We start from the raw sequence: 16,735 nt of genomic DNA on the forward strand, positions 1-16,735 counted from the left end.
AGGTTCCCTCACCGTCGAGGGCAGGCCAACCTATGACTACGTCCTTCACGATCAGAGCCCGGCGACTCGGCCTCCTGGGAGCCACCCTGATCGCCCTGCTGCCCACCGGAATCGTTGCCGCGCAACCGGAGTCCGGTGGCACGGTGCGTCAGATCGGTGATCTCACCGATATCGCGGTGGGCCGTGCGGACTGCGGCCCCGGCTCGACTCCCGAACCGGGTCTGCAGGGCGACGTGCCCGCCGCCGAGCGGGACAGCGGCCGCAGCCGCGCCGGATACGGCTGCAACCTCACGCGGGTGGGCGGCTACAGCGGCCGCGGCGGCGGGATCGTGTCCGTCGGCTTCGATCACTGCGTCTACGTCGGCACGTTCTTCCCGGGCGATCTGCTCGGCCCGGAGCAGGGCGTGCAGGTGCTCGACGTCGCCGATCCGGCGAACCCGGTCCTGACCGCCACTCTGAGTGAACCGGCCATGCTGGCGGGAACCTGGGAGAGCCTGCGGGTCAACGAGACTCGCAAACTGCTGGTCGGCGCGGGCGCACCCGTGCTGACCGGAGCGGGCCTGATCTCGGTGTACGACCTGTCCGACTGCGCGCATCCGCGCCTGCTCAACCCGGGTCCCGGCACGAATCTGGCTCTGCCCGTGCCGATCACGGCGCACGAGGGCGGCTTCTCCCCGGACGGGAACACCTACTGGAGTTCGGGCGTCGCGCCCGGACTGGTCAGCGCCGTCGACCTCACCGATCCGTCGAATCCGCGGGTCATCTGGCAGAACGTGCCCGGACTCTCGATGCACGGCATGGGGTTCAGCCCCGACGGCAATCTGATGTATCTGGCGAACAACCTCGGCGGACTGATGGTGCTGGACATCAGCGCGGTGCAGCGCCGCGACCCGAATCCCGTTGTGCGCCAGCTGTCTGACATCACCTGGACCGACGGCTGGGCCACCCAGCACAACGTTCCGGTGACCTATGACGGCGTGCCGTACGTGTTCAGCGTGAACGAGGCCGGGTCGGGTGGTGTGAAGGTCCTGGACGTCGCCGATCCGGCGGATCCGCGTCTGGTGAACACCATCAAGCTCGAGATCGACCTGCCCGACAATCAGGACACCGCATTGGCTTCGGCGGCGGGTGGTTCGTTGTTCGCGTACGACGCGCACTACTGCGCGGCCGATCGGCCGGTGAATCCCACCGCGCTGGCGTGCAGTTGGACCTCCTCGGGCATTCGAGTGTTCGACGTGCGCGATCCCGCCTCGATCCGGGAGATCGCCTACTTCAACCCGCCCGCGCGCACCGGGCAGAACACCGAGCTCTACAACTCGCCGCACGCGCTGGCCTCGGTCATCGGCCCGCCGCTGCTGGCCTCGCCCACGGTCGTGCAGGTCATGCTGCAGGGCCGGTTCGATCCCGCGCAGGCCACCAGCGCCCGCTCCGGGATGCTCGCCCTCGGCGACCTGTCCACCGATTGGTGCTTCTCGCCGCCGGAGTGGCGCGGCAATCAACTCTGGACCACCTGCGCGGACAACGGATTCCTGGCGATGACCCTGTCCCCGACGGTCTACACCCCGCCCGCCGACCAGCGCTCCACGATCGGCTCCTGATCCCACGGGCCTCGCCCGAACCTCTTCCACCCCAGCGTGATTCGGGGCGTTGCCATCGCAGACCGGATGGCGCCGTCCCCGATCTCCGCTGCCCCCATCGACGAAGGTGTGCCATGTCCGCGATGTCGCGACGATCACTGCTGACCGGGGCGGTCGCCGCCGGCGCCGTCCTTGCCGGTTCGAAGCTCGCCGGAGCCTCACCCGCACTCTCGGCCTCGCCCGGAATCTCCCTGCGGGGCAGTTCGATTCCGCTCACCCGCGAGGACCATCGCGTGGTGGTGATCGGCTCCGGGTTCGGCGGCGGCGTGTCCGCGCTGCGCCTGGCCGAAGCCGGTGTTCCGGTCCTGGTGCTCGAGCGCGGGCTGCGCTGGCCGACCGGTCCGAACGCCGAAACCTTCCCGCGCGCTTCGGCATTGGACAAGCGGGTGCTCTGGTATCGGTCGAGCCCGGAGCTGTTCGGCCGGCCCCTGATCTTCGAGCCCTACACCGGGCTGGTGGAAGCCGTGCCCGGGGAGAACATGACCGCCCTGTGCGCGGCCGGTGTCGGCGGCGGATCGCTGATCTACCAGGGCATGTCGTTGCAGCCGACCGAGGCGGTGTTCAACACCCACTTTCCGCAGGAGCTGGACTGGGCCACCATGGACCGGGTGCACTACCCCCGGGTGGCCCGCATGCTCGGTCTCGCCGTCGCTCCCGATGAGCTGGTGGAGAGCTCGAACTACACCGCCGCAAGGGTTTTCGCGGATCGAGTGCGCCAGGCCGGGCTTCCGCTGTCGAAGATTCCGATGCCCATCGACTGGAACTTCGCGCTCGCCGAACTGCGCGGGGAGATGAAGGCGTCCTACACCAACGGTGACGGCGCCATGGGCGTGAACAACGGCGGCAAGCATTCGGTCGATGTCACCTACCTCGCGGCGGCGGAGGCCACCGGGCGGGTGCGCGTGGAAACCCTGCACCAGGTGACCGATGTGGAACTCGCGCAGGACGGCCGCTGGCGCGTGTATGTCGACCGCCTCGACACCACCGGCGAGGTCCTGGAACAGAAGATCCTCACCACCAAGGCCCTGATCATGGCCGCGGGCAGCCTCAACACCACCAAACTCCTGGTGCGCGCCGCGGCCAAGGGCCAGATCCCCGACCTCCCCGACGAACTCGGCAACGGCTGGGGAACCAACGCGGACCGCATCTACGTCTGGACCGACCCGGCGGCGAACTTCGGTGGCGCGCAGGGTGGACCGGTCGTCTACGGCAGCCTGAACTGGGACGACCCGCACACCGCCTGCACCGTCATCCAGGCCTCCCTGCCTCCGCTCCCGGCGGACCCCGCCAGCACCATGCTGGTCGGTTACGGAGTCAGCGACGGCCGAGGCCGATTCTCCTACGACTCCGCCAAGGACGAGGCCACCCTGCACTGGCCCGCCGACGGCGACGCCTTCATCCAGAACACCCGAATCGATCCTCTGGTCCGCCGGATCGCGGGTCCCACCGCCACCCTCACCGACACCAACTCGCTGGTCTCCTCCACCTGGCACCCCCTCGGCGGCGCAAGCATCGGCACCGTGTGCGACCTCGACGGCCGCGTTCACGGCCACCCCGGCCTCTACGTCCTCGACGGTGCCCTCATGCCCGGCAACACCGCCGCCTGCAACCCCTCCATGACCATCGCGGCCATAGCCGAGCGAGCCCTCGACAACCTGGTCGCCCACGACGTGGGCACCCTCATCTGACCGCAGGGGTGTCGGCTCGTCGGCGGCAGTGCGACCCGATGTCGCCATCTGCGAGGTCAGCGGGCCGGTACAGCCACGTTCCGGCGGCCTGCGAAGTCGAGGATGCCTTCGAGGGTGTCGCCCGTGGCCAGGCGGATCAACTCGGGGGAGAGGGTGCGCTCGTAGTGGCGGTGCAGCACTTCGATCAGCACGGCCTCCGTGGTGGCGAAGTGGGCGAAGATGGAGCCCGCTCGATGGCCGGTGGCGGCGCCGATGTCGGCGAGGGTGACGGTGCGGAAATCGGCTGTCGTGAAAAGGGTCTCCGCGGCGTCGAGTACCTCGTGGTGCATGCGCCGATAGCGGTGCGCGCCCGCGACGCGGTGGCGTTCAGAGCTCATCTCGATCTCTCCCGGTGTGATTCATCAGGGTTCCGTGCTGGACCGTGGCCGGATCGCGGCCCGCCGCTCGCCCCCGCGCGATGATTCCGCCGCCGAGGTGATTCCACCGCCGCCGCTGCGCACGAGGCGAGGTCGGGCGGGTGAAGGTCTCGGTGGTGTCGACCGTGACCACATCCACGAGTTCGATCAGCGTGGCGGGGATACCCGCGGGGCCGAAATGCGTTGCGCTGGGCACGAACACGGCGGCGGCGCGGGTGCGGTTCACCGCGATGCGCAATTGCTTGTCCGAGGCGTCGTCCGAGGAGCCGAAGGTGAGCGTCTTGCACAGGTCGTAGCCGAATCGTGCCGCCAGGCTGCGGATCTGGGATTCGTCCCATTGCTGGCGCGCGCCGGACAGATCACGGCGTAGATATCCGAGTGCACGGGGCTTGGACATGAAGGCCTTTCTCTCGCGTGCGGATGCTTCGCTGAGCGCGGGTGAGGCAGTGGCCGGCGACCCGGGCGAGTCAGGTCACCGCGATATGTCGCCGCTCGCCACGCTCGCGAGCCCACGATCCGGCGGCGGTGGGCACGAGAGCTCGAGCATCGAAGGGGCCCAACGAAACACGAGTACGACGGTCGCTGAACACGAACCAAACCCTATACGAACACGAGCCCGGAACTGCCTCGGCGAAACACCGAACTTTTGTCCGAAATGGGTGAAATATGCGCTGAATATGCCGAATTCGTTGTGCAGAATGCCGAAATTGAATCGTCCGAGAGGTTCATGGATCGCAGGGGCGCGGGTGCTGACGCCGTGGACAATCCCGAGTGGAATATCGCAATCGGGGTCGTAGGGCGGGCATGCCGAGTGACACGGGAACGATCCCGCGAAAAGGGCGAACGATCCCACGCGTCGGGTCACCGCGAATCGCGAGAGACCCCCGACGAGAGCTCGAACTGCTCGCGACTGGGCCGGACCATGCCCGGCCGGGTCTCGCCCCGGCGGCGGCAAGGGGCACGGTGTGTGACACCTCACGCGTCCGGTCATCGACCGATCACGCGGCGGCGAGCGCGAACCATGCCCCGTCGTGCGGGAATATCGCGCGGTGGTCGGCCTGTTCCCGAAACGGGGCGCGGACTCGCCGTGATCCCGCGAACAGCGCGGGGATACCCCAAGCTTGCGCAGGTCAACGATGGGATAGGCTTTATCGGTTATGAAGTCGGCTTTCCCGGGTCCGGTAGGTGCCCAGACGGTCTACCTCGATCATGCTGCCACCACACCCATGTTCCCGGTCGCTGTCGAGGCGATGACGGCTGTGCTGGGCCAGGTGGGCAACGCGTCCTCGCTGCACGGCTCCGGCCGCGCCGCGCGACGGCTCCTGGAAGAGGCGCGCGAGTCGATCGCGGAGGGGCTGGGCGCGCGTCCGTCCGAGGTGATCTTCACCTCGGGTGGGACCGAGAGCGACAACCTGGCGGTCAAGGGCATCTACTGGGCCCGCCGCGACGCCGAGCCGGCCCGTACCCGGATTCTCGTCAGCGCGGTGGAACATCACGCGGTGCTCGATACCGTGGAGTGGCTGGAGCAGCACGAGGGCGCGCAGGTGACCTGGCTCGAGGTGGACGCCGACGGCGTCGTCTCGCCGCGCACGCTGCGCGAGGCCCTCGCCGCGCATGCCGATGACACCGCGCTGGTGAGCGTCATGTGGGCCAACAACGAGGTCGGCACCATTCAGCCGATCGCCGAATTGGCCTCCGTGGCACAGGAATTCGACGTTCCGATGCACAGCGACGCGGTGCAGGCGGCGGCGCAGCTGCCCATCGACTTCGCCCGGAGCGGGCTCGCCGCGGCGAGTTTCGCCGGGCACAAGGTCGGCGGACCGCACGGCGTCGGCGTGCTGCTGCTGGGCCGCACGGTCCCGGTGGTGTCGCTGCTGCACGGTGGCGGGCACGAGCGGGACCTGCGCTCGGGCACCTCCGATGTGCCCGCCGCCGCCGGACTGGCCGCCGCCATTCGCGAGACCGTCGCCGGATCGGCCGTGCGCGCAGCGGAATCCGAACGTCTGCGGGACCGGCTGATCTCCGGGGTTCGGGACCTGGTTCCCGATGCGGTGCTCAACGGCGCGACCGGTGAGCGCCGGTTGCCGGGCAACGCCCACTTCACGTTCCCCGGCTGCGAGGGCGATTCGCTGCTCATGCTGCTCGATGCGGCCGGGATCGAATGCTCGACCGGATCGGCCTGCAATGCCGGCGTCGCCGGACCGAGCCATGTGCTGCTCGCCATGGGCGTGGAACCGGGGCTCGCGCGCGGGTCGCTGCGATTCTCATTGGGACACAACTCGACCGACGCCGATATCGATGCCCTGCTGGCAGTGCTGCCGCAGGTCATGGAGCGGGCGAAGGCGGCCGGACTGGCCGGCGCGAAGGGAGGCTTCTGAATATGCGTGTACTTGCTGCGATGAGTGGTGGTGTCGATTCCGCGGTTGCCGCCGCCCGCGCCGTGGAGGCCGGGCACGAGGTGGTGGGCGTGCACCTGGCGCTGTCCGCGTCACCGGGCACATTGCGCACCGGATCGCGCGGCTGCTGCTCGAAGGAGGACGCCGGTGATGCCCGTCGCGCCGCCGACGTGCTCGGAATTCCTTTCTACGTCTGGGATTTCGCCGATCGTTTCAAGGAAGACGTGATCGACGATTTCGTCGCCGCGTACGCCGCCGGTGAGACCCCGAACCCGTGCCTGCGGTGCAACGAGAAGATCAAGTTCTCGGCGCTGTCCGACCGCGCGGTCGCGCTGGGCTTCGATGCCGTGGTGACCGGTCACTACGCCCGGCTCGAGGACGGCGTGCTGCGCCGCGCCGTGGACGAGGACAAGGACCAGTCCTACGTGCTCGCGGTGCTGACCGCGGATCAGCTCGGCCGCGCCATGTTCCCGATCGGCGACACCCCCAAGCCGCGGATTCGTGAGGAAGCCGCCGAGCGCGGCCTGGCGGTGGCCAACAAGCCCGACAGCCACGACATCTGCTTCATCCCCTCCGGCGACACCCAGGCCTTCCTGGGCGCGAAGATCGGCATCCGCCCGGGTGCGGTGCTCGATGCCGACGGCACCAAGCTCGCCGATCACGAAGGCGTGCACGGCTTCACGATCGGCCAGCGCAAGGGTCTGGGCCTGCCCGGCCCCGCCGCCGACGGCAAGCCCCGCTATGTCACCGATATCGACCCGGACTCCGGCGTCGTGCGGGTGGGCTCCGCCAAGGATCTCGAGGTCTGGACGATCCTGGCCGACCGTGCCGTCTGGACCTCCGGTGCGACCCCCGACGGCCCGATCGAGTGCATCGTGCAGGTCCGCGCGCACGGCGGCACCGCACCCGCGGTGGGCGAAGCCGTCGGCGACGGTCTCGTGGTGCGCCTGCGGGAGCCGCTCACCGGTGTGGCGCGCGGCCAGGCCGTGGTGCTGTACCGCCCGGATTCCGCGAGCGGCGACGAGGTCATCGGCAGCGGCACCATCTCCGGCACCGAGCGTGAAACACATTCGTACGCAACCGAAGCGGTCGCGGACAGCACCCGTTGAGTCTGGGGTGCAGCATGCCGGGCCAGGTCGCCGGCGTGCCGCGCCGCGCACCGGCGTGCCGAGTCGATTCGGTGGCGCTCGCGGGTTCGAGGTCGACGGACGATCCGGGCGCGATCGTGGAAGCCCGGCTCGTGGATCCGGTCGCGGCCGTCGATACGCGGGCAGGGAGACTGGCGGTGAGGGTCCGTCGACCGGCGTCACGGCGGCGACCTGCCGGTCCCGGCGTCTGAGGAGCACACGGCCCCGCTCGAGGACACTTCCGTGCGGTCGAGCCCGCACGATCGCCGATGTATGTCTGTCATCAGGGTCGGCCGGGCTGATCGGTTCGCCGGACCGACCCTCGATGGTTCGAAAAGTTTTGTCAGGTACGGGAATTCGGTCGGACGAGCGATAGGGATGGCACGAATGAGCGATGTCGACGGTGCTGCGCGGGTGCTGCGGGGTGGAATCGCCACCGGAGTGGGGTCATGGCCGGGGACCGATCCGAGGGAGGCCGCCGCGACCGTGGTGGGCGAACTGGGGGAGTTGGCGCACCTGGTGGAGCTGCCGGGGCGCGGCGTCGGCGCGGACATGATCGGGCGGGTCTCGGCGCTGCTGGTGGACATGCGGTTCGACAGCACCACGCGGGGATATCGGCTGGCGGTCCGGCCGGGCGCGGTGTCGCGCCGGGCACACGATTTGCTGCGCGCGGACCTGGACGCGCTGGAAGAAGCATGGGAGACAGCGGGTCTCACCGGTACGGGCCGGACGGTCAAGGTGCAGGCGACCGGCCCGCTGAGTCTCGCGGCGCAGGTGGAGCTGCCGCTCGGGCACCGGGTGCTGACCGATTCCGGTGCGCTGCGCGATCTTTCGGAGTCGATGGCCGAGGGGCTGGCGAATCATGCCGCCGAGCTCGGCAAACGGCTCGGCGCCCAGGTGCTGGTGCAATTGGACGAACCCCTGCTGACCGATGTGCTGGCCGGATCGCTGCGCGGCGTCAGTGTGATGAACACGGTGCGCGCCATGCCCGAACCCGAAGCCCTGCACATCGTGGACTCGGTGATCGAACGGCAGGCCGGACCGGTGCTCGTGCACACCTGCGCCGATTCCCCCGCGCTGGATTTCCTGCGCCGGAGCGCCGCCGCCGCCGTCGGTTTCGACATGTCGACGATCCGCACCGCGGATCTGGACCGAATCGGCGAACTCATGGACGACGGCAAATACGTGGCCCTGGGCCTGGTTCCCACGTCGCCGCCGGACAAGCCGGTGACCTGGCATGATCTCGCGGAATCCGGTGTGCGGCTGATGGATCGCCTCGGATTGCGCCGTCGGCTGCTCGCCGAACAGGTCCTGGTTTCTCCGGTCTGCGGTCTGGCGGGTGCGCCGCTGTCCTGGGCGCGTGAAGCGTTGACGCTCGCCGCCGGAATCGCTCACGCCTACTCGGACGAGCCGGAGTCCCTCACCTTCGAATGAGTGGGTGCGCCGGAGCGGGTTTCCCGCTCCGGCGCGAAACTCGCCTACATCCGGCGCAGTATGTCCGAGGCGATGGCGGAGGCGGCGCCGTAGCATTCGTCGTCGTCGAGCGGCAGATCGCCCATCATGGAGATGCTCCAGCTGAGCGCCAGAAGTGCTTGGCGCGCATGGAATACCGCCAGCGGCGCGTGCTCCGGCGCGGTCATGAGATCGGCCAGCACCCGGAACTGATAGCGCAGGCCGACCCCGAATCCGAGCTCGCGGAACGCGGGCTGATTCTCGTGCCAGAAGCGCACCATGTCCCTGCCGAGCCCGTGCAACAGCGCGCCGTAGCGAGTCAGGATCTCTTGTGCGCGTTCGGGTCCCGCCGGTGTGGCGTCGGCCCAGGACACGATGTCGTCGATGCCCCGGCGCAGATCGTCCGACAGGCTCGCGACGATGTCTTCCTTGGTCCGGAAGTGGTAGTACAGCGCGGCTTTGGTCACCCCGAGTCGCTCGGCGATCTCCCGCAGCGAGGTCTTCTCGTACCCGCGTTCGGTGAACAGCTCCATGGCCACGGCACGAATGCGCTCCCTGGTATCGCTGCGACGCCCGTCCATCGGGCTCCTTTCTCGGGGTCGGATTGCTTGACGACCGGCTAGGAGGAGCCTAACGTCTCGGACAGCCGCAATTACCTAGCCGGGCGGCAAGTTAAATAAGGGAGGAATCATGCCCGAATCAGCATTCACGGTGCCGGTCGCAGGCGTGGCCATGACCGCCATCGGGGTCGCGGTCATCCGTGCCCGGGAATCCGAACGCGCCGATCGGCTCTACCTCGACCCGCTCGCGCGGCACTTCGCGGACGCGGCCAGGGCGGGTTTCGAGCCGGAGCGCTGGACGCGCCTCGAGGCACTGGCCGAGCAGTTCCAGGAGGGGCGCAGCGCGGGCGTGCGCCTGCTCGACGATCGCGTGCGCGAGGCCGTGGACGGTGGGTGCCGTCAGGTCGTCCTGCTCGGAGCGGGCCTGGACACGCGGGCCTTCCGCATGGACCTCCCGGCCGACCTGCGCCTGTTCGAGATCGACCTGCCCGAGCTGTTCGCCTTCAAGGAAGCGGTGCTGTCCCGCGTGAATGCGATCCCGACCTGCGCGCGTCGCGTCCTGCCCGCCGATCTTCGCGGCGACTGGCCGAAAGCACTGTCGGACAGTGGATTCAGTGCCTCCGAACCCACTCTCTGGGTCGACGAGGGCGTGCTGGCGTACCTGACCCCGCCGGATCATCGGCGGGTGGTCGAGACCCTCACGCAGCTGTCCGCTCCCGGGAGTCGTTTCGGCTCCGGTCGTTTCGCTCTCGACGCGAATGCCGGACCGTATCCGGAACTGCGGCGCATGGTGTCGGGCGACGGCGACGACGCCCCGGCGGCGTCGGCCTCGGCCGGATTCGACACCGTCGAATGGCTGCTCGCCGCGCAGGAGTGGGACACCGAATTCCGCACCTGGGACGACCAGGTCGCGCCGTACGGCCGGAACCTGGCCAACGGCGATCCCCGCATCGGGACCTTCCAGGCGGTTCGGCGCTGACGGCCGGTTCCGAATCCTCGGTGGGTCAGTTCCTCGGCTTCTCGGGGCGGGATCCGAAGTAGGGGCGCGCGCCCGGGTGCCCGAGCTGCCAGCGGTCCGGCTTGCCCTCCGGATAGGCGACCGGAATCTGATCCCCGGGCGAGGGCCACTGGTTGGTGTCCCAGGCGAATCGCCCGTACACCTCGTGGGCGACCACCGAGGGTCCGGAGATGCTGCCGCTGATGGTGACGTACTGCTCGCCCGGGACATCCGGCAGCGGGCTCACCCCGGTGACATAGAGGGTTCCGGACTCGGTGGCCCCCGCCCGTCCGCCGCCACCGTTGAACAGCGCGGTACCGGGCGTGGCGCCCCCGCCCTGGCCGCGCCGGTAGTACGTGATCGCGGCGACCAGCGCACCGGCCATCAGCAGGAAGAACGTCAGCTGCATGAGCATTCCCCCATCGTAGGCGGGCCGCCTGAGTGGGCGATATGCCCGGTTCCTGCCCGTGTGGGCGCGGTCGCGGCGAACTCTGCCCGCGACCGTGCCGGATCAGCGCGCGTTCAGCTCGGAGATGCCCGCGCTGGTGCGCCGCAGCTGCCAGACCGTGGTCCGCTTGGACTGCGAGCGCCCGTTGCCCCGGTCGATCAGCCCGCGATCGGCGGTGGTGAAGATGAGTTGCGCGCCGTGCGCATTGGTCTCGGGGTTCTGGAACAGCTGGATCAGGCTGTCGGCGGTCTCCGGGGTGAGGAACGCGTCGATATCGTCCACGGCTAGGACGCCGCCGGTGTCGAGGGCGTCCAGCATGGGCGGGAGCAGCCGCAGCATGGCCAGCGTGGCGCTGGATTCGTCGGCGATGTCGAAGGCGGTGTCGATGCCCTCGTGCACCAGACCCAGTCCGACGCCCCGGCGTGCGACCATCCGCGAGTAGAGGGCGTCGCGGGCCGCGTACAGGTTCGACAGTTCTCGCTGCAGCAACGTGATGGTGATGCCGTGTTCGAGGAACAGTTCCTCCGCGTAGCTCGCGGAGAGATTGCAGTTCTCGATTTCCTTTGTGGTGGAGGCGATATCGGTGTCGAGGTCCCGTAGGTAGTCGGCGTACATGGGATCGTCGCCCGGTAGCAGGAGATCGGTGATGCCCAGGTCCGCGGCGCGGGCCATGGTGAGCAGCCGTACCGCGTGATCGGTGGATCGGGAGATGTGGCTGCCGACGCGCTGCGCGATCTCGGCCGGATCGGGTTGTCCGCACTGCACTTCCAGCAGGGACTGGAACCAGCGGTAGGCGGGCACCAGGGGTTCGGCGTACAGCTGGCCGGAGAGGCTCAGCAGCAGGGCGTTCGGGCGCACCAGCGGCACCACCGCGCCCAATCCGTATCGGGCGGCCTCGAATTGCGGTCCGATCCGGATGTCCTCGCCGGCGCGCTCGAACACGATCCGCTTGCGATTGTGTGGATGCGAGTGCAGCCATTCGGCGGTGACATCGGCGTTGTCGAGTCGGAAGCCGTAGGTGTACGGGCAGCCCTCCGCGACGAACTGCGCGATGAATTCCGAAGGGCGATCGGCGAACCCGAGATGCGGGGTTCGAACCGGTCCGGAGTAGGGGTCCCAGCCGGTGACCGAGTTCAGCACGGCATCGCGCATTCGGTCGAGGGCGTCGATGAGGCCGGTCTTCCCGGTGGCGGCGGCGCCGTACACGGCAGTGACCGGTGTGGCGACCGGCCCGTTGCCACGGGTGAGCCGCAACTCCTGTGGTTCGGCGAGAGAGCGGTGATTAGTCACCTGGAAACTGCGCAGCACGTTCGACATCTTGCCGTTTGCCGGGCAGGAAGGCGACTTTCGCTAATCGGGCACACCCGGCGGGGTGTGAAATCGGGATCCGCACTGCTGCGGAGGGGTGCGCACGGTGACCGTTGACAGGCAACCGAATGGATGCCTATTCTGAATTCGGCAACCGATGGGTTGCATATCGAGCGGCACAGACGCGAGGTGTTCGTGGACGAGGTTTTCAAGGCGCTGGCCGACCCCAGCCGTCGTCGGCTGCTGGACAGCCTGAACGAGCGGAACGGCCAGACGCTGCGGGAACTGGGAGCCGAACTGGACATGACGCGCCAAGCGGTCAGCAAGCATCTCGCCGTGCTGGAGGCGGCCAACCTGGTCACCACGCTGCGGCGGGGCCGCGAGAAACTGCACTACCTCAATGCCGAACCCGTCAATGCCATCACCGACCGCTGGATCAACCGATACGACCGCGGCCGGGTGCACGCACTCGCCGACCTGAAAACCGCATTGGAGACCGCGACAATGAGCAACGAATTCGTCTATACGACCTACATCAAGACCACCCCCGTGCAGCTCTGGCAGGCGCTCACCGACCCGGCCTTCACCAACCGGTACTGGGGTGCGAGCTTCGACACCGACTGGCAACCCGGCTCGGAAATGGTCTGGCACCAGCGGGATTGGTCGAGCACGGATCCCGCCCAGGTGGTCATCGCGGCCGATCCGTATCGCACGCTGTCCTACACCTGGCACACCTTCGACCCGGCGTTCGCCGAGAAGTTCGGCATGAACTCCGAGGAGGTGGCCAAGTGGTCGAGCGAACCGCGCTCCAAGGTCACCTTCTCCCTCGAACCCGCCGGCGAGACGGTGAAACTCACCGTCGTGCACGACGGCTTCGCACCCGGCAGCGAGGTATTGCTCGGTATCAGCGAGGGCTGGCCCGCGATTCTCTCGAGTCTCAAGACGCTGCTGGAGACCGGGGACGTGCTGCCGGAACCGGCGTGATCCGAGAGGCGTCGAGAACTCTCGGCCGCCGAGAACGCCCCTGCCGCAGCACCTCTCGAACGGCGGAGCGGCGAGATTCCGACCGGTTGGCCGCTCACGGGACGCGGGCGCGAAAATCTCTCGGATACGCGCGTGACGTGCGGGAATGTCGCACGTTCCTGTCGGTGCCTTCGGATAAAGTGCCTGGTGTGAGCGAATCCGGCAGCGAGATCACCCCGGCGAGCGGGGACGAGCGCACGCAGTGGCAGCAGCTGTCCGAACAGGTGCGAGATCACCAGTTCCGGTACTACGTGCGGGACGCGCCGATCATCACCGACGGCGAGTTCGACGAGCTGTTCGGGCGGCTGGTGGCGCTCGAGGAGGCGCATCCGGATCTGCGCACCCCCGATTCCCCGACCCAGGTGGTCGGCGGCGGCTTCACCACCGAGTTCGCGCCGGTGGATCACCTGGAGCGGATGTACTCCCTGGACAACGTCTTCGACGCCGAGGAGATGCGCGCCTGGATCGGCCGGGTCGAGGCGGAGACCGGCGCGGGCACCCACTTCGTCTGCGAGGTGAAGATCGACGGCGTCGCGTTGAACCTGGTCTACGAGGACGGCAAGCTCGTGCGCGGGGCCACCCGCGGCGACGGGCGCACGGGGGAGAACGTCACCCTCAATGCGCGCACCATCGACGACATCCCGCACGAGTTGATCGGCACCGACGAATTCCCGGTCCCGAAGCTGCTCGAGGTGCGCGGTGAGGCGTACATGACCCTGGCGGACTTCGAGAATCTCAATGCCTCGATCGTCGCGGAAGGCAAACCGCCGTACGCGAATCCGCGCAATACCGCGGCCGGATCGCTGCGGCAGAAGGATCCGGCGGTCACCGCCCGCCGCCGGCTGCACATGATCTGCCACGGCTTCGGCCGGCTGGAGGGCTTCGCGGCGGACTCGCAGTTCGAGGCGTACCGCGCGCTGGCCGCCTGGGGACTTCCCGTGTCCGCGCACACCATTCGCGTGCAGGGCGTGGACGCGGTCCTCGAGCGCGTCGCGTACTGGGGCGAGCATCGGCACGATATCGAGCACGAGATCGACGGCCAGGTCATCAAGGTCGACGATTTCGCCCTGCAGCGCCGGCTCGGCGCGACCTCGCGCGCGCCGCGCTGGGCCATCGCCTACAAGTACCCGCCCGAGGAAGCCACCACCACGCTGCTGGACATCCAGGTGAACGTGGGCCGCACCGGCCGGGTCACCCCGTTCGCGGTCATGGCCCCGGTCACCATCGCGGGCTCCACCGTGTCGATGGCGACCCTGCACAACGCCTCCGAGGTGGTGCGCAAGGGGGTGCTCATCGGCGACACCGTCACGATCCGCAAGGCCGGGGACGTGATTCCCGAGGTACTCGGCCCGGTGGTGGACGCGCGCACCGGTTCCGAGCGCGCGTTCGTGATGCCCACCCACTGCCCCGAATGCGGCACCGAACTCGCCCCCGCCAAGGAGGGCGACGCCGACATCCGCTGCCCCAACCAGCAGTACTGCCCCGCGCAGCTGCGTGAGCGGGTGTTCCACGTGGCCGGGCGGGGCGCGTTCGACATCGAGGCGCTGGGCTACGAGGCGGCGATCGACCTGCTGCAGTCCGACGCGATCGCCGACGAAGGCGACCTGTTCTCCCTCGATGAGAAAACCCTGCTCACCACAACGCTTTTCACCAACAAGAACGGCACCCTCTCCGCCAACGGCAAGCGCCTGCTGCAGAACCTGGACGCCGCCAAGGACCGCCCCCTGTGGCGCGTGCTGGTGGCCCTGTCCATCCGCCACGTCGGTCCCACCGCCGCCCGCTCCCTGGCCTCGGCCCTGGGCAGCATGGACCGCATCCAGGAGGCGTCCTACGAGGAACTGGCCGGCGTCGACGGCGTCGGCCCGACCATCGCCGTCGCCCTGAGCGAATGGTTCACGGTCCCCTGGCATCTGGACATCGTGGACAAATGGCGCGCCGCCGGCGTCCGCATGCAGGACGAACGCGACGACTCCATCCCCCGCAACCTCGAGGGCCTGTCCATCGTGGTGACCGGTTCCCTGGAAACCTTCACCCGCGACGGCGCGAAGGAAGCGATCCTCCTTCGAGGCGGCAAAGCCGCCGGATCGGTCTCCAAGAAAACAGCTTTCGTGGTGATCGGCGAAGCCCCCGGCACCAAGGCCGCCAAGGCGGAGGAACTCGGCGTCCCGATCCTCGACGAGCAGGGCTTCGTGAGACTGCTCGCCGAGGGACCGGATGCCTTCGCGTCCGAGATCGACGAGCCCGCCGAGCCCGCCGGGGAATCCTGACTCGCACGCGCCACGCCCGAGCGTGCGGTCGGTGCGGCCGAAGCCGTCTCGCGTAGGGGGCGGGCTGGGTATCGTCCACCACATGCCTGATGTCCGCGCGCGTCTGGTCGAACTCGGAGTGCCACTGCCGCAGGTGAATCCGCCCAAAGGGGTGTACCTGCCAGCCGTGCGGACCGGATCGGTGGTCCATATCGCCGGTCAGGTGCCCATGGTGGCGGGTGAGGTGGTGCGGACCGGTCGAGTCGGCGCCGAGGTCACGGTCGAGGAGGCCGCCGCGCTCGGCCGCGGCTGTGTGCTCTCGGCCCTGGCCGCGGTCGCTGCCGTTGCCGAACTGGATTCGATCGTCCGGGTGGTCCGGGTGGCGGGGTATGTCGCGTCCGCCCCCGGGTTCGATCGGCAGTTCGAGGTGGTGGCCGCCGCGAACGTCTTCCTGGCCGCGGTGCTGGGTCCGGACCGAGGTGGTGTGTGCACGGCGGTCGGCGTGCCCGATCTTCCGCTGCGCGTCCCGATCGAGCTGGAAATTACCGTGCAGCTGGCGGACTGACGGGTATCGCCACAGCGGTGCCGCTGACCGCCAGCCCGGCGTCCAGACCGGCCGGGATCTCCACGGTGATCACTCCGGGCCGGCCCATGTCCTCGCCCTGATGCACGGTGATGGTGGTCGGTGGCGTCACCAAGCCCATCGCGCGCAGGTATCCGCCGAGTGCGGCCGCCGCTGCGCCGGTCGCCGGGTCTTCCCGAATTCCGCCGGGCGGGAAGGGATTTCGGGCATGAAATTCCGTCGTCGAGGCTCGCCAGACGAGATCGACCGTGGTCCACTTCTTCTCGCGCATCAGCTCCGCCAGGGCGTCGAAGTCGTAATCCAGATCGGCGAGCCGTTCGCGGGTGCGCGCCGCGAGCACGGGATGCCACGCCCCGGCATAAGCGACGCGCGGTGGCAGCGCCGGATCGAGATCGGCTTCGGTCCACCTCAGCAGTCGCAGCAGCGGTTCGAGGTCGTCCGGGCTGATGGCGCGGCAGTTCGGGGTGACCGAGGTGAGGGTGGCGACGATGGCCCCTGTGTCGTCGTGCCGAGTGCGCACAGGTATGGGACCGGCCCCGGTGCGGAACACCAGATCGCCGATGCCATGCCGTTCGGCGTGCGCGACGGCGGTGGCGATGGTGGCATGGCCGCAGAACGGGACTTCGATCAGTGGGCTGAAATACCGGACGTCCAGTGTCTTTTCGTCCCATGGAATGGCGAAGGCGGTTTCGGAATAGCCGACGTCGGCCGCGGTCGCGAGCATGGCTTCGGCGTCCATACCGGTGGCGTCGAGCACCACTCCGGCGGGGTTGCCGCCGATCGGATCGGAACTGAACGCCGCGTAGCGGAGAATCCCCATCGCTGGAAGGTAGCGTGTTCGAGGCTCGGATGTG

General features: G+C 68.7%; 15 protein-coding genes. 9 read left to right on the forward strand and 6 right to left on the reverse strand.

Annotated elements, in window-relative coordinates:
• Positions 1–32 precede the first annotated feature (32 nt).
• Positions 33–1,598, forward strand: coding sequence for an LVIVD repeat-containing protein (locus NJ1_RS13010; RefSeq protein ID WP_067692487.1), 1,566 nt, complete (start codon positions 33–35; stop codon positions 1,596–1,598).
• A gap of 113 nt (positions 1,599–1,711) precedes the next feature.
• Entirely contained in the window at positions 1,712–3,325 is a 1,614-nt protein-coding gene (locus NJ1_RS13015) for a GMC oxidoreductase (protein WP_067692489.1), read from the forward strand.
• Positions 3,326–3,381: 56 nt separating this feature from the next.
• Here NJ1_RS13015 and NJ1_RS13020 read toward each other — a convergent pair whose 3' ends face one another.
• Together NJ1_RS13020 and NJ1_RS39975 are read right to left on the reverse strand one after the other, a co-directional pair.
• Positions 3,382–3,702, reverse strand: a complete 321-nt coding sequence (locus NJ1_RS13020; protein WP_067692491.1) for a TetR/AcrR family transcriptional regulator — start codon at positions 3,700–3,702, stop codon at positions 3,382–3,384.
• Positions 3,692–4,138: a hypothetical protein gene (locus NJ1_RS39975; RefSeq protein ID WP_067692492.1), complete on the reverse strand. Its 447-nt coding sequence runs from the start codon at positions 4,136–4,138 to the stop codon at positions 3,692–3,694. The genes NJ1_RS13020 and NJ1_RS39975 overlap by 11 nt, the downstream gene beginning before the upstream one ends.
• Before the next feature lie 760 nt (positions 4,139–4,898).
• Here NJ1_RS39975 and NJ1_RS13030 point away from each other — a divergent pair.
• The 3 genes from NJ1_RS13030 (at position 4,899) to NJ1_RS13040 (ending at position 8,698) form a co-directional block, all read left to right on the forward strand.
• Positions 4,899–6,119 (forward strand): cysteine desulfurase family protein, encoded by a 1,221-nt coding sequence (locus NJ1_RS13030; protein WP_067692494.1) that lies wholly within the window; start codon positions 4,899–4,901, stop codon positions 6,117–6,119.
• 2 nt (positions 6,120–6,121) lie between these two features.
• Entirely contained in the window at positions 6,122–7,246 is a 1,125-nt protein-coding gene (gene mnmA, locus NJ1_RS13035; RefSeq protein WP_067692496.1) for a tRNA 2-thiouridine(34) synthase MnmA, read from the forward strand.
• A 405-nt stretch (positions 7,247–7,651) separates the two neighbouring features.
• The gene (locus tag NJ1_RS13040; RefSeq protein ID WP_067692498.1) at positions 7,652–8,698 is read left to right on the forward strand and encodes a methionine synthase; all 1,047 of its coding nucleotides are present in this window, start codon (positions 7,652–7,654) and stop codon (positions 8,696–8,698) included.
• 44 nt (positions 8,699–8,742) lie between these two features.
• Here NJ1_RS13040 and NJ1_RS13045 read toward each other — a convergent pair whose 3' ends face one another.
• Positions 8,743–9,297, reverse strand: a complete 555-nt coding sequence (locus tag NJ1_RS13045; protein WP_067692500.1) for a TetR/AcrR family transcriptional regulator — start codon at positions 9,295–9,297, stop codon at positions 8,743–8,745.
• A gap of 109 nt (positions 9,298–9,406) precedes the next feature.
• Here NJ1_RS13045 and NJ1_RS13050 point away from each other — a divergent pair, with 109 nt between their 5' ends.
• Entirely contained in the window at positions 9,407–10,255 is an 849-nt protein-coding gene (locus NJ1_RS13050) for an SAM-dependent methyltransferase (RefSeq protein ID WP_245717360.1), read from the forward strand.
• A gap of 25 nt (positions 10,256–10,280) precedes the next feature.
• On the opposite strand, the gene NJ1_RS13055 is transcribed toward NJ1_RS13050, so the two are convergent.
• Together NJ1_RS13055 and NJ1_RS13060 are read right to left on the reverse strand one after the other, a co-directional pair.
• The gene (locus tag NJ1_RS13055; protein WP_067692502.1) at positions 10,281–10,688 is read right to left on the reverse strand and encodes a hypothetical protein; all 408 of its coding nucleotides are present in this window, start codon (positions 10,686–10,688) and stop codon (positions 10,281–10,283) included.
• 96 nt (positions 10,689–10,784) lie between these two features.
• On the reverse strand, positions 10,785–12,038 hold the full coding sequence (locus tag NJ1_RS13060) for an AAA family ATPase (RefSeq protein ID WP_245717361.1): 1,254 nt from the start codon (positions 12,036–12,038) through the stop codon (positions 10,785–10,787).
• Positions 12,039–12,224: 186 nt separating this feature from the next.
• Here NJ1_RS13060 and NJ1_RS13065 point away from each other — a divergent pair, with 186 nt between their 5' ends.
• The 3 genes from NJ1_RS13065 to NJ1_RS13075 all read left to right on the forward strand — a co-directional run bounded on the left by NJ1_RS13065 (position 12,225) and on the right by NJ1_RS13075 (position 15,863).
• Positions 12,225–13,013 (forward strand): ArsR/SmtB family transcription factor, encoded by a 789-nt coding sequence (locus NJ1_RS13065; RefSeq protein WP_067692951.1) that lies wholly within the window; start codon positions 12,225–12,227, stop codon positions 13,011–13,013.
• A gap of 188 nt (positions 13,014–13,201) precedes the next feature.
• Positions 13,202–15,319 carry an NAD-dependent DNA ligase LigA gene (ligA, locus tag NJ1_RS13070; RefSeq protein WP_067692504.1) on the forward strand — a complete coding sequence of 706 codons (2,118 nt, stop codon included), beginning with the start codon at positions 13,202–13,204 and terminating at the stop codon, positions 15,317–15,319.
• Between the two features lie 82 nt (positions 15,320–15,401).
• Complete coding sequence (locus tag NJ1_RS13075; protein WP_067692506.1) at positions 15,402–15,863, forward strand: RidA family protein; 462 nt, start codon at positions 15,402–15,404, stop codon at positions 15,861–15,863.
• Here the strand turns inward: NJ1_RS13075 and NJ1_RS13080 are convergent.
• The gene (locus tag NJ1_RS13080) at positions 15,841–16,701 is read right to left on the reverse strand and encodes a PhzF family phenazine biosynthesis protein (protein WP_067692955.1); all 861 of its coding nucleotides are present in this window, start codon (positions 16,699–16,701) and stop codon (positions 15,841–15,843) included. The genes NJ1_RS13075 and NJ1_RS13080 overlap by 23 nt on opposite strands.
• Between the last annotated feature and the right edge of the window lie 34 nt (positions 16,702–16,735).

The organism is Nocardia jejuensis NBRC 103114 (assembly GCF_001613145.1).
Taxonomy (GTDB): domain Bacteria; phylum Actinomycetota; class Actinomycetes; order Mycobacteriales; family Mycobacteriaceae; genus Nocardia; species Nocardia jejuensis.